Origin of the sequence: Arthrobacter sp. BL-252-APC-1A (assembly GCF_009696625.1) — a bacterium.
In the GTDB taxonomy this organism is placed as follows: Bacteria; Actinomycetota; Actinomycetes; order Actinomycetales; family Micrococcaceae; genus Arthrobacter_B.
The window spans coordinates 347,003-370,890 of sequence record NZ_VULS01000002.1 but is presented as its reverse complement, the minus strand read 5'-3'; the positions used below and the strand labels follow the sequence as shown (position 1 = coordinate 370,890).

General features: G+C 64.7%; 19 protein-coding genes. 7 read left to right on the top strand and 12 right to left on the bottom strand.

The features are described 5' to 3' along the window. Nucleotides 1-4: 4 nt before the first annotated feature. A complete protein-coding gene (gene galU, locus FYJ28_RS04515) occupies nucleotides 5-907 on the bottom strand; it encodes a UTP--glucose-1-phosphate uridylyltransferase GalU (protein WP_055239425.1) in 903 nt (300 codons plus the stop codon). A gap of 68 nt (nucleotides 908-975) precedes the next feature. Here galU and FYJ28_RS04510 point away from each other — a divergent pair, with 68 nt between their 5' ends. From FYJ28_RS04510 to FYJ28_RS04500, 3 genes are all read left to right on the top strand, one after another. After that, nucleotides 976-1,584, top strand: coding sequence for a 5-formyltetrahydrofolate cyclo-ligase (locus FYJ28_RS04510; RefSeq protein ID WP_195840594.1), 609 nt, complete (start codon nucleotides 976-978; stop codon nucleotides 1,582-1,584). 88 nt (nucleotides 1,585-1,672) lie between these two features. Beyond that, nucleotides 1,673-1,969: an FmdB family zinc ribbon protein gene (locus FYJ28_RS04505; protein WP_055239423.1), complete on the top strand. Its 297-nt coding sequence runs from the start codon at nucleotides 1,673-1,675 to the stop codon at nucleotides 1,967-1,969. 138 nt (nucleotides 1,970-2,107) lie between these two features. After that, entirely contained in the window at nucleotides 2,108-2,857 is a 750-nt protein-coding gene (locus FYJ28_RS04500) for an SAF domain-containing protein (RefSeq protein WP_154578407.1), read from the top strand. Nucleotides 2,858-3,287: 430 nt separating this feature from the next. Here the strand turns inward: FYJ28_RS04500 and FYJ28_RS04495 are convergent, their stop codons facing one another. The 11 genes from FYJ28_RS04495 to groES form a co-directional block, all read right to left on the bottom strand. After that, nucleotides 3,288-7,163 carry an AAA family ATPase gene (locus FYJ28_RS04495; protein ID WP_055239422.1) on the bottom strand — a complete coding sequence of 1,292 codons (3,876 nt, stop codon included), beginning with the start codon at nucleotides 7,161-7,163 and terminating at the stop codon, nucleotides 3,288-3,290. Between the two features lie 138 nt (nucleotides 7,164-7,301). Further along, a complete protein-coding gene (guaA, locus tag FYJ28_RS04490) occupies nucleotides 7,302-8,891 on the bottom strand; it encodes a glutamine-hydrolyzing GMP synthase (RefSeq protein WP_442778570.1) in 1,590 nt (529 codons plus the stop codon). Nucleotides 8,892-8,947: 56 nt separating this feature from the next. Further along, on the bottom strand, nucleotides 8,948-9,370 hold the full coding sequence (locus FYJ28_RS04485) for a DUF3817 domain-containing protein (protein WP_055239420.1): 423 nt from the start codon (nucleotides 9,368-9,370) through the stop codon (nucleotides 8,948-8,950). Next, a complete protein-coding gene (locus FYJ28_RS04480; protein ID WP_326831507.1) occupies nucleotides 9,367-10,194 on the bottom strand; it encodes an SURF1 family protein in 828 nt (275 codons plus the stop codon). The genes FYJ28_RS04485 and FYJ28_RS04480 overlap by 4 nt, the downstream gene beginning before the upstream one ends. A 55-nt stretch (nucleotides 10,195-10,249) precedes the next feature. Further along, nucleotides 10,250-10,741 (bottom strand): PTS sugar transporter subunit IIA, encoded by a 492-nt coding sequence (locus FYJ28_RS04475; protein WP_055239418.1) that lies wholly within the window; start codon nucleotides 10,739-10,741, stop codon nucleotides 10,250-10,252. Between the two features lie 17 nt (nucleotides 10,742-10,758). Next, nucleotides 10,759-12,480 (bottom strand): glycerol-3-phosphate dehydrogenase/oxidase, encoded by a 1,722-nt coding sequence (locus tag FYJ28_RS04470; RefSeq protein WP_055239417.1) that lies wholly within the window; start codon nucleotides 12,478-12,480, stop codon nucleotides 10,759-10,761. A gap of 53 nt (nucleotides 12,481-12,533) precedes the next feature. Beyond that, a complete protein-coding gene (locus tag FYJ28_RS04465) occupies nucleotides 12,534-13,673 on the bottom strand; it encodes a GuaB3 family IMP dehydrogenase-related protein (protein WP_055239416.1) in 1,140 nt (379 codons plus the stop codon). Nucleotides 13,674-13,751: 78 nt separating this feature from the next. Further along, nucleotides 13,752-15,269: an IMP dehydrogenase gene (gene guaB, locus FYJ28_RS04460; protein ID WP_055239415.1), complete on the bottom strand. Its 1,518-nt coding sequence runs from the start codon at nucleotides 15,267-15,269 to the stop codon at nucleotides 13,752-13,754. Nucleotides 15,270-15,410: 141 nt separating this feature from the next. Next, nucleotides 15,411-17,501 (bottom strand): acyltransferase family protein, encoded by a 2,091-nt coding sequence (locus FYJ28_RS04455; RefSeq protein WP_326831506.1) that lies wholly within the window; start codon nucleotides 17,499-17,501, stop codon nucleotides 15,411-15,413. Nucleotides 17,502-17,674: 173 nt separating this feature from the next. Next, nucleotides 17,675-19,285, bottom strand: a complete 1,611-nt coding sequence (groL, locus tag FYJ28_RS04450) for a chaperonin GroEL (protein ID WP_055239414.1) — start codon at nucleotides 19,283-19,285, stop codon at nucleotides 17,675-17,677. A 69-nt stretch (nucleotides 19,286-19,354) separates the two neighbouring features. Then, on the bottom strand, nucleotides 19,355-19,651 hold the full coding sequence (gene groES, locus FYJ28_RS04445) for a co-chaperone GroES (RefSeq protein ID WP_055239413.1): 297 nt from the start codon (nucleotides 19,649-19,651) through the stop codon (nucleotides 19,355-19,357). Nucleotides 19,652-20,039: 388 nt separating this feature from the next. Between groES and FYJ28_RS04440 the strand changes: the two genes are divergently transcribed. The 4 genes from FYJ28_RS04440 to FYJ28_RS04425 all read left to right on the top strand — a co-directional run bounded on the left by FYJ28_RS04440 (nucleotide 20,040) and on the right by FYJ28_RS04425 (nucleotide 23,882). After that, the gene (locus FYJ28_RS04440; protein WP_326831505.1) at nucleotides 20,040-20,993 is read left to right on the top strand and encodes a siderophore ABC transporter substrate-binding protein; all 954 of its coding nucleotides are present in this window, start codon (nucleotides 20,040-20,042) and stop codon (nucleotides 20,991-20,993) included. 84 nt (nucleotides 20,994-21,077) lie between these two features. After that, the gene (locus FYJ28_RS04435; RefSeq protein ID WP_154578405.1) at nucleotides 21,078-22,118 is read left to right on the top strand and encodes an ABC transporter permease; all 1,041 of its coding nucleotides are present in this window, start codon (nucleotides 21,078-21,080) and stop codon (nucleotides 22,116-22,118) included. Further along, complete coding sequence (locus FYJ28_RS04430; protein ID WP_442778569.1) at nucleotides 22,111-23,127, top strand: iron chelate uptake ABC transporter family permease subunit; 1,017 nt, start codon at nucleotides 22,111-22,113, stop codon at nucleotides 23,125-23,127. Before FYJ28_RS04435 ends, FYJ28_RS04430 begins: the two co-directional genes overlap by 8 nt. After that, the gene (locus FYJ28_RS04425; protein WP_154578404.1) at nucleotides 23,124-23,882 is read left to right on the top strand and encodes an iron ABC transporter ATP-binding protein; all 759 of its coding nucleotides are present in this window, start codon (nucleotides 23,124-23,126) and stop codon (nucleotides 23,880-23,882) included. Before FYJ28_RS04430 ends, FYJ28_RS04425 begins: the two co-directional genes overlap by 4 nt. The last annotated feature ends 6 nt before the right edge of the window (nucleotides 23,883-23,888 follow it).

Genomic DNA, 23,888 nt, shown 5'->3' with positions numbered 1-23,888 from the left:
GGGGCTAGTCTTCGATAGAGCTGTTGAAATCCTTCAGCCACGCACGCAGATCCGGGCCAAGGTCTTCGCGCTCGGATGCGAGGGTGACGACGGCCTTGAGGTAGCTGAGCTTGTCACCGGTGTCATAGCGGCGGCCGCGGAAGACGACGCCGTAAACGCCGGAGCCCTCGCCCTCAGCGGATGCAAGGGTCTGCAGGGCGTCGGTCAGCTGGATTTCCCCGCCGCGGCCGGGGCCGGTTTCTTCAAGGACATCGAAGACGGAGGGGTGCAGCACGTACCGGCCGATGACGGCCAGGTTCGACGGCGCGTCTGCGGCGTCGGGCTTCTCCACGAGCTTGTTGACGCGGACGTAGTCCTCGCCCTCAATCACGGAGATATCGGCGCAGCCGTATGAACTGATCTGGTCAGGCTCAACCTCGATCAGCGCAACGACGGAACCGCCGGTCTTTGCCTGGACCTCCACCATGGTCTCAAGCAGCGGGTCTCGCGCATCAATGAGGTCATCACCGAGCAGCACGGCGAAGGGATCGTCACCGATGTGCAGTTTGGCGCGCAGGACAGCATGGCCCAGGCCCTTGGGATCGCCCTGGCGCAGGTAGTGGATCTCCCCCAGTTCGGAGGACTCACGGACCAGCGCGAGCTTCTCGTCGTCGCCCTTGTCCTTGAGCGTCTGCTCGATGAAGGGAACCCGGTCGAAGTGGTCTTCGAGGGAGCGCTTGTTACGGCCGGTGATCATCAGGATGTCCGGCATGCCCGCGTTGACTGCTTCTTCGACAACGTACTGGATGGCCGGCTTGTCCACGACCGGAAGCATTTCCTTCGGCATTGCCTTGGTGGCAGGAAGGAAACGCGTCCCCAAACCGGCGGCGGGAATTACGGCTTTGGTGATCTTTGGGCGTGAGGTCATGACGGTAAGAGTACCTAAACGATCACGTGGCGCGCCAAATGCCCCGCCCAAACAGGCAGAATGGGCCCATGAGCGCCGAAATGAAAGAACAGGTCCGTTCCCGGTTCAAGAAGCTCCGGCGGGACCTGCCTGAAACCGTGTCAACGGCACAGGGACTCCGAGCCGCCGCTGCTCCCCTGCTGCAGCCGCTGAAACCCGGTTCACTGGTGAGCTGCTACCTTTCAGCAGGAAAGGAGCCCGACACTACGGACCTCCTTCAGGCCATCACGCTGGCCGGCCACACAGTGGTTGTGCCCGTCTGCGAACCCGATCATCAGCTTTCATGGTGCGTCTGGACACCGGACACCGAGCTGGTTCCGGGCCTGTTCCCCGGAATACCGGAACCCGCTGGTCCGCGCCTGGACCTCACCCGGGTGCTGGGACTCGACCTGCTGCTGATACCGGCCCTCGCAGCCGCGTCCGACGGCGTTCGCATGGGCAAGGGCGGGGGCTACTACGACAGGTTCCTTACCGCGTTCCGTGCCCGGGGCGGCACGGCACCCGTAGTGGCACTGGTTCACGATCACGAGTTCGTTCCGGCCGGCGGACTGCCTGCCGATGCCCTGGACGTCCCCGTGGACGGCATCCTCACCCCGTCCGGCTATACCCGTTCAGACGGCCGGGAGGTGTATACTTAGCACTCTAGGCCACAGAGTGCCAGTCAGCCGCCCAAGGCGGGGGCCGGCACTGCTGAGGCCTTCCTTTCGCCCTTCAGGAGGAGTAAGAGTGCCCACGTATGCATATGCCTGCAAGGATTGCGGCCACGCGTTCGACATCCAGCAGTCCTTCACCGATGACAGCCTGACCGTGTGCCCGGAGTGCGGCGGAAACCTGCGCAAGAAGTTCAACAGTGTAGGCGTGGTCTTCAAGGGCTCCGGTTTCTACCGCACCGACTCGCGGGATGCCGCCTCGACGGTCCCGGCGGCACCTTCCAAGGACACCGGTGCAAAGGAGTCTGCAGCCAAATCCGCACCGGCTCCCACACCTGCCGCTTCGCCTGCTCCGGCGGCATCTGCAAGCTAGCCAGACGTATGATCGGATCCGGTTCCCGGACCTGATCCGAAGGCGCCCCTCCTCCACAGGAAACCGGGGCGCCTTTTTTATGCCCGTTTTTCCCTGCTGTGCCGGAGTCTCTCCGGCCTGCGCGCCTAGCGTGGGCGCATGTTGATTAGATCCAGACGCGGTTCATCCTCCCGTGCACGTCGCCGGAAACCGGCCCGCTCCGGTGTCCGGGCAGCCCGGCAGCCGGAGACCGGGCGGTCCGGACCGCAACCTGGGCGGGGAAAATTCCACCGGTTCCTGGTTCGGCGGCGCCGCCTGCTCGCCGGCGTACTGGCTGCTGCCGCATGCGGACTGGCGGTCCAGTCCCTGCTTCCCCAGGAACCCAGAACGGTTGCCGTTGCGGCTGCCGCCGGAGACCTGCCTTCAGGGCATGTGCTTGCCTCCCGGGATCTGCGGCTGGTGCAGCTTCCGCCCGGAGCGGTCCCCGCCGGGGCGTTCGCGGATCCAGGCCAGGCCGCAGGACAGCAGCTGGCGGTGCCGCTGCGCAAAGGCACAGTCATTAATGACTCGTTCCTGATAGGAGACGGCATGCTCGCAGGAGCGGCCGAAGGCTCGTCCGCTGTTCCGCTGCGCCCGGCAGATCCAGCAGCCGCGGCGCTCCTCTCCCCCGGAGTTCTTGTAGACGTGGTGGCGGCTTCGGAGACAGGATTCGACGGCGCGGGCCCTTTGGATGTTCTGGCTTCAGCTGTTCCGGTGCTCTGGATTACGGCGGCAGACAGCGGCCCCGGGCCGTGGTCCGGCCCCGATGAGGGCCCTCTGGTTGTGGTAGCAGCGCCGGCCGCCGACGCTGCCCGCCTCGCGGTAGCCTCAGCGCAGAGCCAGCTCTATCTTGTTCCGAACGGCGGGTAGGCCTGAGTTACCGGGCAGCTCATCAGGGGCGTTTGCGCAGACGCTTCCCGGGCCTCAGCCCCAGTGCGGAGGGCGCTGTTCCTTCAGCCAGGCGGCCACATCATCGGGCCGGTCGCCCCAGGCACGCGGGTCGTCTTCGGCCGCCTTCTTGGGAATAAGGCCCGGACCGGCAGTGCCGGGCCTGCGCCCCCGCCCGCCGCTTTCGGGCGGGCCTGACTCAGCACCCTCAGACCGGGACCCGGCCGGCTCCGATGCGGAAGCCGGTGCGGTGTGCAGCAGCGCTGCTGCCTGCTTCAGGGTTGTAGGCGCAGACGTGCTTCGGCGCGGGACACGCCTGCGCGCCGGTGCTTGTGCCCCGGGTAAACCTTTGTCCGCAGCGGGACTGGTCAGCGAGGACTCAGCATTCGCGCCGGATGTTTCCGCTGCGGGATCATTTCTCGGTTCTTGGCTCATTCGCTTTGTCGATTCCGCCGGCCGCAGCCGCAGCTGCTGCCGCGGCCCGGATAGCCGGGTTGGGTTGTTCTTCCGACCTGGGCCGGATTCTGGTGCTGCCATGCGGTACTACTTTCACCGGTGCAGCTGCCGTGTGCGCTTCACGGATAGGTTCCGGTTCCGGGGCGGGGGCGGACAGTCCCAAATAACGTCCAACAAGATCCGCGCACGCTGCCGGATCGGTGAACACTTCAATGGTCCAGAGCGGCATGTACCGCCAGCCGAGCCGTTCCAGCAACTGGGGGCGCAGCCGGCTTCTTTCGCGGACGCTCATGCTGCGGTACCTGGATGTCCCGTCGGACTCGATGGCCATGGGAACCGCCGGATCAGAATCCGCAGACCGCCGGACCGTAGCAACAATGTCGATGGCGTCGTCGTAGTGGTCCCAAACTTCCGCCCCGCGTGAGCGGAGGCGGCCCACGAGGTCCGCCACCAGCGGATCGTCGGACATGATCGAGTTCCCTGCGGAGCGTTCCCTGGATGCCGCGGCAACCGGGCTGCCGTCAAGCTCCCGCACCAGCAGCTGGTAGAAGTCCTTGGCACCATGGCCAAGCCTTGACTCATCAAGGTCAGAGGGCTGGAAGCATGTCAACACATGCAGGCGGTGGCGGGCACGGGTCATCGCATTCACGAACCGGCCCCGTCCTCCGGGTTCGGAGAGCAGACCGAAGTTGTGCAGCGCCCGTCCGTGCGGGGTACGGCCGAAGCCGAGGGAGAAAATCACTGCATCGCGGACCAGCCCGGCGGCACGGTCTGCCGGGACAACACGGAACGATTCGGCGCCCGGAGCGAAAAAGTCCGATGCCCAGGGGAAGTTGGCCATCTGCACCCGGATTGCTTCAGCCACGCGTACCGCGTGGCGTGGGCTGGCGGTAATGACGGCCAGGGACTGGCTCGGCCGCCGCCGGACGTGTTCGAAGACCAGGTCGACAACCCGGTTCACTTCGGCGGAGACGCTTTCCACGCCTTCCTGGTCCGCGCTGGGCATGCCCGTGCCATCAGCGAGGTACTCCACGGTGAGGGGCCGTTCGCCAGTGGCAACCTCATCGCCGCGGGGAACCCATGACAGCCGTCCGGCGTAGAACTCATCACTCAGCTGCTTCAGCAGGTGCTTGTCGGTGCCGCGGTAAACGGTGGAGAGGGTACGGGACGGGAGGATACGGCACAGTGCATCGAAGGCACTGGGCAGTTCATCAGCGGCCCCGGACTCCTGTCGCTGGACGTTGATGCTGAATGGCTTCGGGCCATCCAGGTTTCCGTCACCGAAGGCGATGACCTGTCCGGCCCGGGCGATTGCCGGAACCGCAGCCTGCAGGCTCATTGACTCGGCGTCCAGGATGATCAGCGCATCGAAGCGCCGTGTCCCCGGCAGCATCATGGGCAGCAGCAGCGGGCTGGCGGCCCATACAGGCAGCAGGGAGGTAACGAGTTCGTCGGACTGGCTGGACAGCGAGTCCACGGTCAGCGGTCCGGTCTTGATGGTTTCCTTGAGCCGGGCTGCGTCCTTGGCCTGGGACTTGATCCCCTCGCTCCAACGGCGGGCCAGTCCCCAGCGCAGCCTGGAGGCACCGGAGGCAATGTGCGCGTTGTCCGCCAGCCGGTACTCGGCCTCGAGCCTGCGCAGGCTGTCTCCGTCGGACATGGCCAGGTAGTCGTCGCCGCTGATCATGGCTTCCAGGGCAGACTGCCACCAGGCCAGCTCAAGTTCATAGCCAACCTGGCGGGGCGTGACTTCGCGTGCTTCGAGGTCGTCCAGCAGCTCACCGAGGCCCTGCCCCCGCATTTCGTCCACCAGCAGCGTGCGCTCGGGAAGCGTTTCCAGTGTCTCCTTGTCCCCGGCGAGGGCCCGCAGTTTCTTCTCCAGGTCGTCCAGCGACTGGGCAGCCAGGTCCGGTTTGTCGGGTGTCCCTGCGAGGATGCGGGTCAGGGTGTCCAGCTGCTCCTTGACCTCAAGGTAGGTGCGGTTCAGGTCGGCAAGTCCGGTGGGGACCGAGGGGTGGCGCTGGGTGGTAGCGTACCGGGCCCAGACCAGGCGCTGCTGCTGGACCTGTACCAGAGAGGTGTGCAGGTCGGAGATATGCACGCCCGGGCGGATGTACTCCTTGGCGACCCGGCGCAGGCGGGACCTGGTCATGGAGCTCATGTCCACGCCGTGTTCGCGGCGCCAGGAGGAAGAGGCTGTGGCGGAGATCAGATCGGTGACTGGGCGGTCGAAGATGTCCGGGGTGAACTTGTCCAGGCTTTCTCGGACAGCAACGAGCAGTTCCAGCTGCTCACCCCACTGGGCAAAAGTCTCCCCCAGCCGGATTTGGGAGTGTTCGGCGACTTCCTGCACGCGGGCGCGCAGCTGCGGCAGCGCCTCGGCCAGCTCCTCAGTCAGCTTGTGGGCTGCTTCGGTCTCCTTGCGGTTTAGGAGCTTGGCCCCGAACCACGGGCTGGAGACCGCCGCCCGGGAGAAGCTGCCCAGCTCTGCGGCGCGGCGGAGCCGGCCGGTGAGCTCGGTGCGGTCGGTGATGCTGTCCAGGACGCTGCGCTTCAGGCGGACCGTGGTTGCAGGGGCCGGCGTCATGGAAGTCAGCTCCGCGAGGGACTGCATGGCCTGGTAGGGCGAGCACCCCCAGCGCTGCCGGACGTTGTGCAGGGACTTCACATGGTCCCGCAGCTGATGCCGGCTCTCCTGCAGCACCTTATGCAGGTTGCCCAGGTTCGGTTCGGTTGCCTTCTCGCTGCGGACAATTGCCCGGACCAGCCGGTCCCGCAGCGCTTCCTCGCTCAGCCCTGCGCCGAGCTGCAGCACCATCGATCCCAGGTTCAGGCTGTCCAGGGCGGAAACGAATTCGTTCAGCGTTCCGCGGCGCTCAGCCACCACCAGCACGGATTTGCCGGCGTGCACAAGAGAGGCGGCTGCGTTGACGGCGGTCTGGGTTTGCCCCGTTCCGGGGGGTGCGGAAACTACCAGGGATACGCCGGCTCCGGCCAGGTCCAGGACTTCCTGCTGTTCCTTGTCCGCGTCCAGGACCAGGAGCTCATCGGCCGGCGCACGGTCATCGAGCGGAGGCAGTCCGGGGTCGGCGGGCTCGGCGGGAGTTGAACTGCCGTCAACGGCGGCATCCATCAGCGCACGGAGGATCGGATGGGAGGGGTCCAGTGCGGTGTCTTCGGCCAGGTCCGGAAGGTCGGCAAAGGTCGAAACCAGCAGACGGTGCTCGATGTTCATGCCGCGCACACCCTCTGTGAGGGCGCGCAGGCGGTCCAGGACCGGGTGGGGATCGAAGCGGGCAGTTCCGTAGGCGAGACGGGCCAGCGCGTCAGAGTCGACGTCGAGCCCCTGCTGCGACTGGAGGTGGCGGATGAACGCGGGGTTCAGTTCAGCTTTGCCGGTGAGCTGGAGCTCGTAGTCATCCTGGGATGCATGGACCGTGAGGCTGACTGCGGTCAGGAGCACAGGAGCGGTGAGGGACTCCGGGCGCAGTGCCTCATCGGAGGCATAGCGCCAGGACGCGGTTCCGGCGGCCAGGTAACCGACGTCGAGCCCCCGGTCAGAGCCCAGCTCATAGATCTTGGCGCGCAGCGCCCGGGCCGCGCGCATGGCCACGCGGTAATGGTCGGCATCGCGCAGGAGGGTGGAAAGCCGGGTCCGCCTGCCGGCCAGCAGCTGTGCGAGTCCGGAAGGATGCGCATGGGTCAGGTCGATGCTGCTTTCCGGGCTGACCGTGAAATGCAGCAGCGTGTCCGAACCGGCGTGCTGGCCGAGTCCGGCCAGCCACGGCAGCAGGAAGTCCGAGGCGCTGTCCCCGGGATTCTGCTCAGACACTGATGCCCTCTTTCCTGCACTTCCGCGCGACGATCTCGACCAAACTGGCATACCTTCCAAGCTATCGTCAATTGACCTCATAGCTCCGGATAGCAACGCGGGGGACGGCTGTTCAGCCGTCCCCCGCGCTCTATGATGCTACTCCCACTCGATGGTTCCCGGCGGCTTGCTGGTAACGTCCAGCACCACCCGGTTCACGCCGTCCACCTCGTTGGTAATCCGGTTGGAGATCCGGGCCAGGAGGTCGTACGGCAGGCGGGACCAGTCCGCCGTCATCGCGTCTTCGCTGGAGACCGGGCGCAGGACAATGGGGTGGCCGTAGGTCCGGCCGTCGCCCTGCACACCGACGCTGCGGACATCAGCCAGCAGCACAACCGGCATCTGCCATACGTCATCATCCAGGCCCGCGGCAGTCAGTTCTGCACGCGCAATGGCATCAGCGCGGCGCAGCAGGTCCAGGCGTTCCCCGGTGACTTCGCCGATGATGCGGATTCCGAGTCCGGGGCCGGGGAACGGCTGGCGTCCGACGATTTCCGCCGGCAGGCCGAGCTCACGGCCAACGGCACGGACCTCGTCCTTGAACAGCAGCCGCAGCGGCTCCACGAGCTCGAACTGCATGTCTTCGGGCAGCCCGCCCACGTTGTGGTGGCTCTTGATGTTGGCTGCGCCCTCGCCGCCGCCGGATTCGACGACGTCGGGGTACAGGGTTCCCTGCACCAGGAAGCGGATCGGTTCCCCGGATGCCTTGGCCTCGGCCATGATGGCGCGCTCGGCTTCTTCGAACGCGCGGATGAATTCACGGCCGATGATCTTGCGCTTCGTCTCGGGATCAGTGACCCCGGCCAGCGCGTTCAGGAAACGCTCCTGCTCATTGGCGACGTAAAGGTTGACGCCGGTGGCAGCAACGAAGTCACGTTCAACCTGTTCTGCTTCGCCTTCGCGCAGCAGTCCATGGTCAACGAAAACGCAGGTGAGCTGATCCCCCACGGCACGCTGCACGAGGGCAGCGGCTACGGCGGAGTCCACACCGCCGGAAAGGCCGCAGATCACACGGGCTGAACCGATCTGTTCACGGATCCGTTCCACCTGCTCTTCGACAATATTGCCGGTGGTCCAGCTGCGGTCCAGCCTTGCACCCTTGAACAGGAAGTTCTCCAGGACCTGCTGGCCGTGGGCCGAGTGCTTGACCTCAGGGTGCCACTGCACGCCGTAGAGCTTCTTTTCCTCGTTGGCGAAAGCTGCCACCGGAGCTCCGGCGGTGCTGGCCAGGACTTCGAAGCCCTCGGGTGCTTCCTGGACACTGTCGCCGTGGCTCATCCAGGTGTTCTGGTGCTCGGGCGTTCCTTCGAGGATGGAGCGCGGGGCACCAAGTGCTGACGCATCCGTGGACCCGTATTCGCGCAGGCCGGTTTCCGCGACCTTGCCGCCAAGGGCGGCAGCCATCGCCTGGAATCCGTAGCAAATGCCGAAGACCGGAACACCGGATTCGAACAGTTCGGGGTCCACCTTGGGGGCGCCTTCAGCGTAAACACTGGAGGGGCCGCCGGACAGGATGATCGCTGCCGGGTTCTTGGCCAGAAGGTCTTCGGTGCTGTAGGTGTGCGGCACGACCTCAGAGTAGACATCGGCTTCACGTACGCGCCGGGCAATAAGCTGCGCGTACTGGGCACCGTAATCCACTACGAGGACGGGGCGCTCTTCAATGGGAGGAGTCGCGGGATTAGTCACGGTTCCAAGGATAGTCGCCGCAGGACTTCTCCCGCACATCGCGCCGGAGAAGGTGGCTAGTATCTCTTGGCTGCCTCGGGGTGGGCTTCCAGCTCAGCCAGCACCTGCTTGTGGGTGCGGGCTTCCACGATGAAGGAGAGGAACGGCACCACGCCGCCGAGGGCAATCACGATGAACTTGGAGAACGGCCACCGCATCAGCTGCCACAGGCGGAAGTCGGCGAAGAGGTAGACCACGTATAGCCAGCCATGGGCGATGAGCACTGCCGTGTAAAGGTTCAGCCCGCCGACGATTACCGGCGGAATGTCCAGCACGTACTTCATGATCATCTCGGCTACGAGGAGCAGCAGGAAGATACCGGTCACCCACGAGGAGACCTTGTAGAAAGCCAGCGCTGTCCGGATCTGCGCGTGTGTGCCTCCGAAGCGCCGCTTCTTCTTCCTGGGCCGCGGCTTCTTGGTGACTGCGGGGTCGCTCACTTCTTTACCTCACTGGTAGTTGGGCCGGTGCCTTCGCCCTGCCCGTCGGCATATTCGTCGTCATCTTCGAATTCGTCGTCATCTTCGTATTCGTCTTCTTCAAGGCTGCGCTGGTAGGAGTCGGCAAGCAGCCGCCACCAGAGGAACACGGCAAAGCCTGCGAACACGACCCATTCAACGGCGTAGAAGATGTTCAGCCAGTTGATCGTGGTTTCCTGCGGCTGCGGGGCGACCGTCACGGTCTCCAGACCCGATTCGGCCGGAACTCCGTCCACCAGTGTCTCGTGGGCGCTGACGAACGCCGAATACAGCGGCTCGTCCCAGATGTTGCCGAGCTCCGCGCTGGAGAGGGCTGCGATCGTGCCGTCGGGGACGGGACCCGCGATCGGGGCCTCAGGTGGCAGCAGCCGGCCGGTGATGGTGACATCGCCCTCGGGGGCCGTTCCGGCATTGCCTGGGTCTTCAGTCCAGCCCCGCACGACGGGGATCGATGCATCCTGCGGTGCACCGTCGACGTCGAAGGAGGTCACCACCCAGTAACCTTCTTCGCCGTCCAGCAGCCGGTTCCCGATCAGGACCTGGTCCTCGGGCTGGAAGGACCCGGTAAACGTAACCATCTGGTCCGCCTGGGTTCCGTAGAGCGGCACACCGGGTGTGAAGACCTCCGTCAGCGGACGGACAACCTCAGTGTCCGCTGCGGGCGGCGGCCCCTCGCTTTCCGCTGCCGAGAACTGCCATTCGGAGAGCAGCACGAACACGGTGGATATGGCCAGGGCAAACAGGAGTCCGGCGATCCAGCGCGGTTGCAGGGCAGTCTTAAGCACGGCTTAACGGTACTTCGTAGTCGTGTAGAAAACCCAATGCCGCCGCCAGGGGGCCTCAGTGGTCAAAGAACACGAGCGAGGAGTTGATCAGTTCAGCGATGACTTCCGGGTCCTGCGCACGGCGCAGGGATTCCCGGAACGACGGCCGGAACAGGGACCGGGCCAGCGTGGCCAGCACCTCCAGGTGTTCCGAGTAGGCCGCGGCCGGGGTGGCGATCAGAAGCACCACCGTAGCCGGGCCATCGGAAGCGCCGAAGTCCACGCTATGCCCGTACTTGCAGATCCCAACGGCAATGGATGTCTTGACCGTATACACGCTGCGGGCGTGGGGCAGGCCAATACCGCCGGGCAGCCCGGTTGCCATCTGGTGTTCCCTGGCGGTGACATCCTTCAGGAACCCGTCCAGGTCCTTGAGCCGCCCCTGCCGGTACATCCGTTCGGCCAGCTGCGCCGCGGCGTCGTCCCGGTCCTTGGCCTCCATCTCCAGGATGACCATTTCAGGATCGGTCAGGACGGCGCCGGACGCATTCAGACTGAGATCACTCATGCCGTTGGGCTCCTGGTTCAGCGCGGTGCAATGTCCTGGACTGCCAGCCGGGCAGCGTCGGCGGAAATATCGTCCGGCTGCTCCTGGCTGAGCCGCTCGGCTTCGACCCTGGCGCGGTAGTGGCGGACTTCTTCCTCCACCCGTGCCTCGTCCCAGCCCAGGATCGGTGCCATCAGGCCCGCCACCACAGGCGCCGCCGAGACACCGCGGTCCCAGGACTCAATCGAGATCCGGGTACGGCGTGCCAGCACATCTTCGATGTGCCGGGCGCCTTCATGGGTGGTTGCGTACACGACTTCAGCGCCGAGGTAGTCATCAGCTCCAGGGAGCGGTTCGCCGAGGGTCTGGTCGGCAGCTATAAGGTCCAGGACCTCACCGGCCAGGGCTCCGTAGCGGTTGAGCAGGTGCTCCACCCGGACAACGTGGATTCCGTACTCCTCAGCGGTACGGTGGCGCCGGTTCCAGGCCGCCTTGTAGCCGACGGCGCCGAGCAGCGGGATGGTCTGGGTGCAGGATTCGGGCACCTTTTCATCCAGGGCGCGTGCGGCCTCGTCCACTGCGTCCTTTGCCATGACGCGGTAGGTGGTCCACTTGCCGCCGGCCACCACCACCAGTCCCGGCACAGGATGCGCGACGACGTGTTCGCGGGAGAGTTTTGCAGTTGAGTCATTCTCGCCGGCCAGCAGCGGACGAAGCCCGGCGTAGACGCCTTCAACGTCCTCCCGGGTGAGCGGGCGCTTCAGGACGCGGTTCACATGCTCAAGGAGGTAGTCGATGTCCGCCGAGGTGGCCGCCGGATGGGCCTTGTCCAGGTTCCAGTCGGTGTCCGTAGTGCCGATAATCCAGTGCCGTCCCCAGGGGATCACAAAGAGCACGGACTTTTCGGTGCGCAGGATCATGCCGACCGTGGACTGGATGCGGTCCCGGGGAACCACCAGGTGGATGCCCTTGGATGCCCGGACCTTCAGCTGTCCGCGGTCGGTAACCATTGCCTGGGTCTCGTCGGTCCAGACACCTGTGGCGTTGACCACCTGGCTGGCCGCGATGTCGAATTCCTCGCCCGTCTCCTGGTCACGTACCCGGGCGCCGACTACGCGTTCCCCTTCGCGGAGGAAGTCCACCACGGAAAGGCGGTTCACGGCGGCCGCGCCGTAGTGCACGGCCGTGCGGACCATGTTCGCCACATAGCGGGCGTCGTCCACCTGGCCGTCGTAGTAGCGGATGGAACCAATCATGGCGTCATCCTTGAGGCTGGGCGCAGCCCGCAGGGTGCCCCGGCGGCTGAGGTGCTTCTGCATCGGAACTCCGCGGGAGTTTCCGGAGGTCATGCCCAGGGTGTCGTACAGGAAGATGCCCGCACCCACGTAGGGACGTTCCACGAAGCGCTTGGTCAGCGGGTACAGGAACGGCACCGGCTTGACCAGGTGCGGTGCGATGCGCTGCAGCAGCAGGCCGCGTTCCTTCAATGCTTCCTGGACCAGCGCGAAATCGAGCATCTCGAGGTAACGCAGGCCGCCGTGAATCAGCTTGGAGGAGCGCGAGGACGTGCCGGAGGCCCAGTCCCGTGCTTCAACCATGCCCACCTTGAGGCCTCGGGTGACGGCGTCCAGTGCCGCACCGGCTCCAACTACGCCGCCGCCGACAATGAGGACATCAAGCTGTCCCCCCGGTTCAGCTGTGGCCCGCAGTCTCTCAAGGGCTGCTTCGCGGTATTCCGGACTGAGTGCATCTGTTGCCATGGTCAAGATTCCTCTCTGAAGCGTGCCCCCGGGGGTGGTGGGGTTGGAAAAGCTCAGTTGTTGTAAAGGTATGGCGATACCAGCACGTCGATCCGCTGGAACGCCTTCAGGTCAGAGTATCCGGTGGTTGCCATTGCCCGCCGCAGAGCCCCCATCAAATTGGAGGTTCCGTTCGTGTGGTGTGAGGGACCCCATAGAACTTCCTTCAGCGGGGCGACCGTGTCCAGGTGGACCCTGTCTCCGCGGGGCAGCTCGCTGTGGTGGGCTTCCTGTCCCCAGTGCCAGCCGCGGCCCGGGGCTTCCTCGGCACGTGCCAGCGCGGAGCCGAGCATGACGGCGTCGGCTCCCATGGCGATGGCCTTGATGATGTCGCCGCTGGTGCCCATGCCGCCGTCGGCGATCACGTGGACGTACCGTCCGCCGGACTCGTCCATGTAGTCGCGCCGGGCTTCGGCGATGTCAGAGATGGCAGTTGCCATGGGGGCGTGAATGCCCAGGGCGCGCCGCGTCGTCGTCGTTGCTCCCCCGCCGAAACCGACCAGGACGCCGGCAGCACCGGTACGCATCAGGTGCAGGGCCGGGGTGTAGCCGGCGGCTCCGCCGACAATGACGGGTACGTCGAGTTCGTAGATGAACTGCTTGAGGTTCAGCGGTTCAACGTTCTTGGAGACGTGTTCTGCGGAGACTGTGGTGCCGCGGATCACGAAAATGTCGACGCCGGCGGCCAGGACAGTCTTGTAGAACTCCTGGGTGCGCTGCGGTGTCAGGGACCCGGCGACTGTGACGCCGGCTTCGCGTACCTCCGCCAGGCGGGAGGTGATCAGCTCGGCCCGGATGGGCGCAGCATAGATTTCCTGCAGCCGGCGGGTGGCCGAGGGGTTGAAGTTCTCTTCGCTGAGGACGGCAATTTCGTCCAGGATCGGCTGCGGGTCCTCGTAGCGGGTCCACAGGCCCTCGAGGTTCAGCACTCCCAGTCCGCCCAGGCGGCCCAGCGCGATGGCAGTTGCAGGAGACATCACCGAGTCCATGGGAGCGCCGATAACCGGCATCTCGAACTGGTAGGCGTCTATCTGCCAGTTGATCGAGACATCCTGCGGATCACGGGTGCGCCGGGAAGGCACAATCGCTACGTCATCCAGGGAGTAGGCTCTGCGCCCACGCTTGCCACGGCCAATCTCTATCTCGTTAGTCACTGCTCTAGGTTATCCCAGTCCTTAAAAGAAGCGGGCACCGTTCCCGGCCGGGAACGGTGCCTGCCTGCTTACGAGCGCCTACCGGCGGCCGTAGTTCGGCGCCTCGGCGGTCATCATGATGTCGTGCGGATGGGATTCCTTCAGCCCGGCGGGGGTGATCCGGACAAAGCGCCCCTTTGCCTTCAGCTCGGCGATGGTGTGTGCTCCGGTGTAGAACATGGTCTGGCGCAGGCCGCCAACCAGCTGGTGCGCGACGGCGGACAGCGGGCCACGGTAGGGCACCTGGCCTTCAATGCCTTCGGGGATCAGCTTTTCGTCGCTGGGCACATCGGCCTGGAAGTACCGGTCCTTGGAGTAGGAGGTGTTCTTTCCGCGGGTCTGCATGGCGCCCAGGGAGCCCATGCCGCGGTAGGTCTTGAACTGCTTGCCGTTCACGAACACCAGGTCGCCGGGGCTTTCCGCGGAGCCTGCCAGCAGTCCGCCGAGCATCACGGTGTCGGCACCGGCAACGATCGCCTTGCCGATGTCGCCCGAGTACTGCAGGCCGCCGTCGGCAATGACCGGAACACCGGCAGGAATTGCAGCCTTGGCTGCTTCGTAGATGGCGGTGATCTGCGGAACGCCAACGCCGGCAACGACGCGGGTGGTGCAGATCGAGCCGGGGCCTACGCCCACCTTGATGGCGTCAGCACCGGCGTCGATCAGCGCCTGGGCTCCTTCGCGGGTGGCTGCCTGGCCGCCAATGACGTCCACATGGGCTGCGGCGGGGTCCTTCTTCAGGCGGGCAATCATTTCCAGCACGCCTGCGCTGTGGCCGTTGGCGGTATCCACCACCAGGACGTCGACGCCGGCGTCAACCAGTGCCATGGCGCGCTCGTAGCCGTCGCCGAAGAAGCCGACGGCGGCACCGACGCGCAGCCGGCCCTCGTCATCCTTGGTGGCAAACGGGTACTGCTCGGCCTTGTCGAAATCCTTGACCGTGATCAGGCCCTGGAGGCGTCCGGCATCGTCCACCAGCGGGAGCTTCTCGATGCGGTTCTTGCCCAGGAGCTCAACGGTTTCATCGGGGGTGATTCCAACGCGCCCGGTGATCAGCGGCATGCGGGTCATGACTTCCCCGACCTTGCGGGTGGGGTACTCAGAGCGCGGGATGAAGCGGGTGTCGCGGTTGGTGACGATGCCCAGAAGCTTGTTATCCGGGTCAACGACCGGCAGGCCGGAGACGCGGAAGTGGGCGCAGAGGTCGTCGAGTTCCTGCAGGGTGGCGTCGGGGTCGATCGTCACCGGGTTGGTGATCATGCCGGATTCGCTGCGCTTGACGCGGTCCACGTGCTCCGCCTGGTCCGCAATGGAAAGGTTGCGGTGAATCACGCCCAGGCCGCCGTGGCGTGCCATGGCGATTGCCATGCGGGATTCGGTGACCGTGTCCATCGCGGCGGAAAGCAGCGGAGTCTGAACGGTGATGCGCTTGGTCAGCCGGGAACTGGTATCGGCTTCGGACGGGATGACGTCCGTGGGGCCGGGCAGCAGGAGGACGTCGTCGTAGGTAAGTCCGACGAAGCCGAACGGATCGTGTTCTGGGGACTGCTGGCTCAAGTGCGCGCCTCTTTCAGGACTGAAGATGTGTGGTGGCGACCGGGTCGATCACGGCCGGATCTATCCAGGATTTCTTCCAAGTGTTATTCACTCAATCGTAGAACGAAATCTGCGGGCCCCACTATTCCGCCGGAAGATCCGTTATGTGGTTCCCGGCACGGTCACGCCCTCCCACCCGGTGACGGCCAGGATACGTTCGGCCAGCACGTGCGAGGTGGTTTCCAGATAGGTGCGGTTCAGGTGGTCGTGATCCTTGTAGACAATCACGTTGCCGATGATTCCCGGGCAGGCGTCTTCGAAACAGAACTGGTCACTCATATCCAGCACCCGGCCTCCGGGAATCCGCGCCTCGAGGCCCTCCAGCGGGGACGTTTCGGCCAGCAGCTGGCTGCGCGGCACGTGGCACGCCTGCGCGTTGAAGTCATTGGACTCCAGGCATTTGAACATGTCGAACTCAAAGCGCGGGTTGTCCCGCATGGCCAGGACCTGGATGCCGGCTTCGGCAAAGCCGCGGACGCCGTCGTCGTAGCCTCCGGCGAGTGTTTCGTCCGGAACCGATTCCCGGGTCACCGACGCCACCGTAAAGACAGCGTCCGGCATCAGGTCCATCACGTAGTCACCGGCAGCCTGGTTGAACTCGTTGCAGCCCTCGGACCGGTCGGGGTCTTCTGCCCCGTACCGGCAGCCCATCTTCAGGACCGTAACAACGTGCCAGTCATTGGCAAGGGCGACCGGACCCAGCGCAGCGGTCCACTGCATGGCGTGGGAGTCGCCCAGGACCACGAGGGTTTTCGCTGCGCCGTCTGCACTGCCAATCTGTTTGCAGTGTTTCTCCAGCAAGTTTCCGGCCGCGGGGGCAACTCCCTCTTCGCAGGGCTCGTCCAGCTGTGCCCATTCCTGGTCCATGTCCGACGGTGCGGGCTTCACCAGCGCCTGGGTAGCCGAAGCCATTTCAAAGTCCGGGTCCAGGGAAAGCGCACCCGGGTTGTCTGCGATCGACTGCAGGCGAACGGCCTCCGCCTGGGCATCCACCCGGGCCTGCCAGCCGGCCAGCGGGGCGGCAACCAGGGCGAAGGATGCGGCCAGGACCATGGCGGAACGCCAGGGGGCTGTCTGGGGCCAGGCCCATTCGCGCAGCGGCACTTCCACCAGTTTGGTGGTCAGGACGGCCAGCAGCAGGGAGACGGCAACAACGACGGCGCCGTCGACGATGCCGGCGTTCTCCTGTTTGGAAGCGATGAGCCAGAACACCAGGACGGGCCAGTGCCACAGGTACAAGGCGTAGGAATTGTTGCCCAGCATCACCAGCGGTTTGGCTTTGAGCCAGTGGTCCGCACCGGCCCGGGTTCCCGTGTCTCCGGCGGCGATGACCGCTGCTGCCGCGAGTGTGGGCCACAGCGCCAGGTAGCCGGGGAACTGCTGCTGGACCTGCAGGATGATTCCGCAGCTGAGCATGGCAATCACACCCGCCCAGCCAAGCAGGATCCGGGCCCGCCTGCCCAGGCGAAGATACGGAAGCGCCAGGGCCAGGAGCGAGCCTAGGGCAAACTCCCAGAGCCGGGTCCGGGTGTCGAAATAGGCGTAGGCCTGGTTGGCACCGGTCTGCCAGACAGAGAATGTCAGCGAGGCGGCGAACACCGTGGTGAAGATGACGGCCAGGATCAACCGGCAGCTTTTCCCCGTGAGCCGTGCCAGCAGCACAGCCGCGGCGAAGATCAGGGGCCAGAGAATAAAGACCTGTCCCTGGATCGACAGGGACCAGAAGTGCTGCAGCGGGCTGGCGGCGCTGTGGTCCGCTGCGAGGTAGTCGACGGCGTTGTTCGCCAGGGCCCAGTTCTGGACATAGAACAGGGACGCCCAGGTTTGTCCGATGAGGTCCTGGCGCACGCTGGCAGGCAGCAGGACCGCGGCTGCGGCCAGTACGGCCAGGAGCACAACGGCAACTGCAGGCAGCAGCCGCTTGAACATGTGCAGCCAGTAGCGGCCCAGCGCAAGCGCGCGGCCAGCTTCGGCCTTGCGGACAAAGGACCCGGTGAGCAGGAACGCGGAGATGAGCAGGAAGACATCCACTCCCCCGGACACCCTGCCAAGCCACACATGGTAAACAACCACCAGCACCACGGCCAGGGCGCGAAGGCCCTGGACTTCGGGCCGGTAACGGCGTTCGGCAGTTGGGGGCGCCCCCTGATTCACGGGGTGCAGAGCGGCAGCGTGCTGCTTGGGTGCTGACACTCGCAGGTGTCCTTTCTCCGGGGCAAATACCGCAAGAGTTTACCGGTGATCGCTCCGGGCAGCTGCATCCCGGCTTTCCAACGGGTCTGCTCGCAAAAGAGCCGGGGACGCAAAAGGACCCCGCCCGGTACGGAGAAAACCGTGCCGGACGGGGCCCAAATGGTTAGCCGGTGTTAGTGGCTGTGCCCGTGATCATCTTCGTCGTCAGCAGGCTTTTCGACGACGAGCGCTTCGGTGGTCAGGACCAGCGCAGCGATGGAGGCAGCGTTCCGCAGTGCAGAGCGGGTGACCTTGACCGGGTCGATGATGCCGGCTTCGATCAGGTTGCCGTATTCGCCGGTGGCGGCGTTGAAGCCGTGGTTGACTTCCAGCTCGCCAACCTTGGACACAACAACCATGCCCTCCGCGCCGGCGTTCTCGGCGATCCAGCGCAGCGGCTGGGCCAGCGCACGGCGGACCAGGCCAACGGCAGTGGCGGCGTCGCCGTCGAGCTTTGCCACCTCGGAATCCGTATCCAGTGCACGTGCGGCGTGAACCAGTGCGGAGCCGCCGCCGGCAACGATGCCTTCTTCGAGGGCAGCGCGGGTCGAGGACACAGCGTCCTCGATGCGGTGCTTCTTTTCCTTCAGCTCAACCTCGGTGGCAGCGCCAACCTTGATCACACCGATGCCGCCGGACAGCTTGGCCAGGCGTTCCTGGAGCTTCTCGCGGTCCCAGTCGGAATCCGTGCGCTCGATCTCGGCGCGGATCTGGGCAACGCGGTCAGCGACGTCGGCTTCGGAGCCGGCGCCGTCAACGATCGTGGTGTTGTCCTTGGTGACGGTGATGCGGCGGGCCGAACCCAGCACCTCCAGGCCAACCTGGTCGAGCTTCAGGCCGAGGTCCGGGGACACAACCTGGGCGCCGGTGAGGGTGGCGATGTCCTGCATCATGGCCTTGCGGCGGTCGCCGAAGCCCGGTGCCTTCACGGCAACAACGTTCAGCGTGCCGCGGATCTTGTTGACCACGAGGGTGGAAAGCGCTTCACCGTCCACGTCTTCGGCAATGATGAACAGCGGCTTGGAGGCCTGCAGTGCCTTTTCCAGCAGCGGCAGGAACTCTGCAACCGAGGAAATCTTGCCGGAGTTGATCAGGATCAGTGCGTCTTCAAGGACGGCTTCCTGGCGCTCGGCGTCGGTGACGAAGTACGGCGAGAGGTAGCCCTTGTCGAACTGCATACCTTCGGTGATGACCAGTTCGGTAGACGTCGAGGAGGATTCCTCGATGGTGATGACGCCGTCCTTGCCAACCTTGTCGAAGGCTTCGGCCAGGAGCTGGCCTACCTCTTCGTTCTGTGCCGAAATAGCGGCAACGTGGGCAACCTGGTTGCCTTCGACTTCCTTGGCGTTCTCCAGCAGGCGGGCGGCCACAGCTTCAACTGCGGTCTCAATGCCGTGCTTGAGGGCACCGGGAGCGGCACCTGCGGCTACGTTGCGCAGGCCTTCCTTCACCAGGGCCTGGGCCAGCACCGTTGCGGTGGTGGTTCCGTCACCGGCGACGTCGTTGGTCTTGGTGGCAACTTCCTTGGCCAGCTGTGCGCCCAGGTTCTCGTACGGATCGTCGAGCTCGACCTCGCGGGCGATCGTCACACCGTCGTTGGTGATGGTGGGGGCGCCCCAGGTCTTGGCGAGCACCACGTTGCGGCCGCGCGGGCCGAGGGTGACCTTGACGGTGTTGGCGAGCTTGTCGACACCGGCTTCCAGTGAACGACGGGCGGAGTCGTTGAACTCCAACTGCTTTGCCATGTGTGTGTCCTTTCAGAACTACATCTACAAAGAAGACCCCGGCCGAATCTGGCCGGGGTCTTCGAAGACTTACTTGACGACGATGGCCAGCACGTCGCGTGCGGAGAGCACCAGGTATTCCTGGCCGCCCTGCTTGACCTCGGTTCCGCCGTACTTGGAGTAGATGACGACGTCGCCTTCGGCAACATCGATCGGCACACGGTTGCCGTTGTCGTCAACGCGGCCGGGGCCGACTGCTACGACTTCACCTTCCTGGGGCTTTTCCTTAGCGGTGTCCGGGATGACCAGGCCGGAGGCCGTGGTCTGCTCAGCTTCGAGCGGGCGAACAACGATGCGATCCTCAAGGGGCTTAATAGAGACCGACACTCGGGCTCTCCTTTGCTTAGTTACTAACGGGTTTGTGGACCGTCGGTAGGCGCTTGCCGTCGTCGCGGGTGCCGGTGGGCGCTTCCCTCAGGAATTAGCACCCTCACTAGGGGAGTGCTAGCTCCGACTTTATGCAACGGTTAGCACTCGGTCAAGGTGAGTGCCAACAAAGATTCAAACGGGCACTGCAGGGGTACCTGGTTGGTGCGCCGAGGCATTTCTACGTTCCGTTACACGGACGGCCGCTTCACCTGTCCCAAAGTTGCTTAGCCTTGCCTAACAAGATAACTTTCAAGGGCGCGCAAAAATTAGCAAACAATTTTGTACCCTAATGCCGATCCCCCTGGCAGCCGGGCCACAATCCAAGAGAAATACTGGAGCACCCTTCGTGAAGACGACAATGAAGTCCCGGCTGCTGGCCGGAACCGCCCTCGTTTCCCTGCTTGCCGTCAGCGCGTGCGGCCAGGAAACAGATGCCGCCGCCGAACCCGCTGCCACCGAAGCGGGCACGATCACTGTGGAGCACACGCAGGGCACCACCGAAGTCCCCGTGAACCCGGAGGTTGTCTACACCTTCGATTTGGGCGCCCTGGACACCCTGGATGCCCTGGGCATCGAGGTGGACGGCGTTCCGTCCGCAAACTTCCCGGAAAGCCTCTCCAAGTACGGCTCGGATGACTACGCCAAGATCGGCAGCATGAAGGAACCGGACTTCGAGGCAATCAGCGCCGGTGCCCCGGACCTGATCATCATGTCCGGCCGCACCGCCGACTCCTACGAGGAGTTCTCCAAGATCGCCCCCACGATCAACCTCAGCACCGATGCTGCGGATCCGTGGAACTCCTTCATCGAGAACACCGAGATCATTGGTGAAATCTTCGGCAAGGAAGCTGAAGTCGAAGACAAGCTGGCCGCACTGGAATCCAAGGTCGAAGACACCAAGGCAACCGCAGCCGACGCCGGCAACGGCCTGATCATCATGACCAGCGGCGGCGAGATGACCGCTTACGGCGCAGGTTCACGCTTCGGCCTGATCCACGACGTGCTTGGCGTGGCCACCGCCGCTGACATCAAGTCCGAGGCCCAGCACGGCGAGTCTGTTTCCTTCGAGTACGTTGCCGAGATCAACCCGGACCACCTGTTCGTTATTGACCGCGACGTCGCAGTGGGCAACGCGGGCGAAGTTGCCTCTGCCGTGCTGGACAACGAACTGGTCAAGGGCACCAAGGCTGCAGCCAATGACAACATCACCATGCTCGATTCCTCCAGCTGGTACCTCGTGGGTTACGGCCTGAACAACGTTGACGCCATGGTCAGCGCTGTCCAGGACGGCATCTCCTAACCACCCCGTCCCCTTACCTGCTAGATCCTCACCGGCCGGGCGCGCACACTCCGCCGCCCGGCCGGTGAGGGAGACGGAAGTCCCATGACGACTCAGCTCACCCCCACAGCCCCGGCCGCCGCCGGGGCCGTTGCCGCATCCGGACGACGGCGACGGTCCCCCGGCCCTGCAGCCATGCTGGTCCTGGGCGGCGCCGCCGTCCTCCTGCTCGCCATCGTGAGCATGTTCGTGGGGGTCAGCGACGTCTCCCTGTCCTCGCTGCTGGCCGGCGACGAACATGCCTGGAACATCTTCTGGATCAGCCGCGTGCCGCGGACGCTGAGCATCATCCTCGCCGGTATGGCGCTCAGCGTGGCCGGGCTGATCATGCAGCTGATGGCACGGAACAAGTTCGTTGAACCGTCCACCGTCGGCACCATCGAATCCGCTTCCCTGGGCATCCTTGTGGTGACAGTCCTCATCCCCGGAGCCTCGCTCTTCATGAAGATGTCCACCGCAACGCTCTTTGCCGTCGCCGGCACCGCCCTCTTCCTGCTGATCCTGCGCCGCATCCCGCTGCGCAACACCCTGATCGTTCCCCTTGTGGGCATCATGCTCGGCGGCGTCATCGCAGCCGTCACCACCTTCTTCGCCTACCGGTTCGACCTGCTGCAGACGCTGAATTCGTGGATGACGGGCGACTTCTCCGGAGTCCTGCGCGGGCGCTACGAACTCCTGTGGATTGTCGGTGCCCTCACCCTGATCGGGTTCCTGGCCGCCGACCGGTTCACGGTTGCCGGCATGGGCCAGGAGTTCACCACCAACCTGGGCCTGAACTACAACCGCGTGATGACCCTGGGTCTCATCATCGTGTCCCTGATCAGCGCCGTCGTGGTTGTCAGTGTGGGTTCGGTGCCGTTCCTGGGGCTGATCGTCCCGAACCTCGTATCCCTGCTGGTAGGTGACAACGTCCGCCGGGCCATTCCCTGGGTAGCTATCTTCGGAGCCGGATTTGTCCTGGCCTGCGACGTCATCGGCCGGACCATCCGCTACCCCTACGAAATTCCCGTTGGTGTGATCGTTTCCGCCGTGGGCAGTGTCCTCTTCCTTTACCTGCTCCTGAGAAAGCGCTCCGCCCGTGCCTAGCTCCCCCACCAGCGTCCTGCCCTCCGCTTTGACAGTGCAGCGCCGCCGTCCCGTCCGCAACATCTCCCCCCGGTTCTGGATCATTGCACTCTCCGTCGTGGCGGCGGTCCTCGTCGCCGTCTTCATGACGATTGAACTGCGCGGAAACATCGGCTACGTCCTGCCCCGCCGTGCCATCAAGGTGGGCTCCATGATCCTGGTGGCTTACGCCGTCGGGGTCTCCACCGTGCTCTTCCAGACGGTCACCGCAAACCGGATCCTCACGCCGTCGATCATGGGCTTCGACGCCCTGTACGTGCTGATCCAGACAGTCCTGGTCTTCACCTTCGGCGGTGGGCTGGTGCTTTCCATGTCCGAGCCCCTGCGCTACGGAATGGAAGTCGCCCTGATGGTGGCCTTCTCCTTCCTGCTTTACCGCTGGCTCTTCACCGGCGGGGGCAAGTCCCTGCACCTGATGCTGCTGGTGGGCATTGTGCTTGGCACCATGTTCCGGGGTATGTCATCGCTGCTGCAGCGGCTGATCGAGCCGAGCGAGTTCATCATCCTGCAGGACTTGTTCTTCGCTTCCTTTAATAATGTGGACGGCGCGCTGCTGGGTTATTCGCTGATTGCAGTGGCGGTCGTCAGTGTTCCGGCCTGGCGGATGCGGCACTCACTGGATGTCATGTCCCTTGGCCGGGAAACCTCGATCAACCTGGGCGTGAACCACAAGCGCTCGGTGACCGGTGTCCTGGTGATCTGCTCGGTCCTGGTTGCGGTCTCCACTGCCCTCGTTGGTCCGGTTACTTTCTTCGGGCTGCTGGTGGCCTCCCTGGCCTACCAGCTGTGCTCCCACTTCTCCCACAAAGCCGTGGTTCCCATTGCCGTCCTGCTGGGCATCATCGCCCTGGTCGGCGGCCAGCTGGTCCTCGAACGCATCTTTGCCTTCGATACCGCGCTGAGCATTGTCATTGAATTCGTTGGCGGGATCGTCTTCCTGATCCTGCTCCTGAAAGGCTCCCTCAAATGATCCAGGTCACCGGCGTCACCAAGCAGTACGCGGGCAAAACGGTTGTTGATGAGGTGAGCTGCCACATCAAGGAAGGCGGCGTCACCTCCATCATCGGCCCCAACGGTGCCGGCAAGTCCACACTGCTTTCGATCATCAGCCGCCTGCTGAAGTCCGACGCCGGTTCGGTCACCGTGGACGGCCTGGACGTTTCCAGCGCCCCCGGCAAGGATCTGGCCCGCAAAATGGCCATCCTGCGGCAGGACAACCACCTGACCGTCCGGCTGACCGTCCGCGACCTGGTCGGTTTTGGCCGCTACCCGCACAACGGCGGACGCCCGACGTCGGTCTGCCGCGAGAAGATCGAACAGGCCATGGCCTTCCTTGACCTCACCGAGCTGGCCGACCGCTTCGTTGACGAGCTTTCCGGCGGCCAGCGCCAGCGTGCGTTCATCGCCATGGTGCTGGCACAGGACACCGATTACCTGCTGCTGGATGAGCCGCTCAACAACCTGGATATGAAGCACTCCGTGGAGATGATGCGTCTGCTCCGCAGGCTTACCGATGAGCTGGGCAAGACCGTTGTCCTGGTCATCCACGACATCAACTTTGCCTCCTGCTACTCCGACGACATCATTGCCATGGCGGACGGCAAACTGCTCCACCAGGGGCCGCCGTCAGCGATCATGCAGCCGGAAGTCCTGAGGGACATCTACGAGATCGACATCCGCATCGAGGAGATCGAGGGCAACCGGATCGGCGTGTACTTCGCCTAGCTGGGC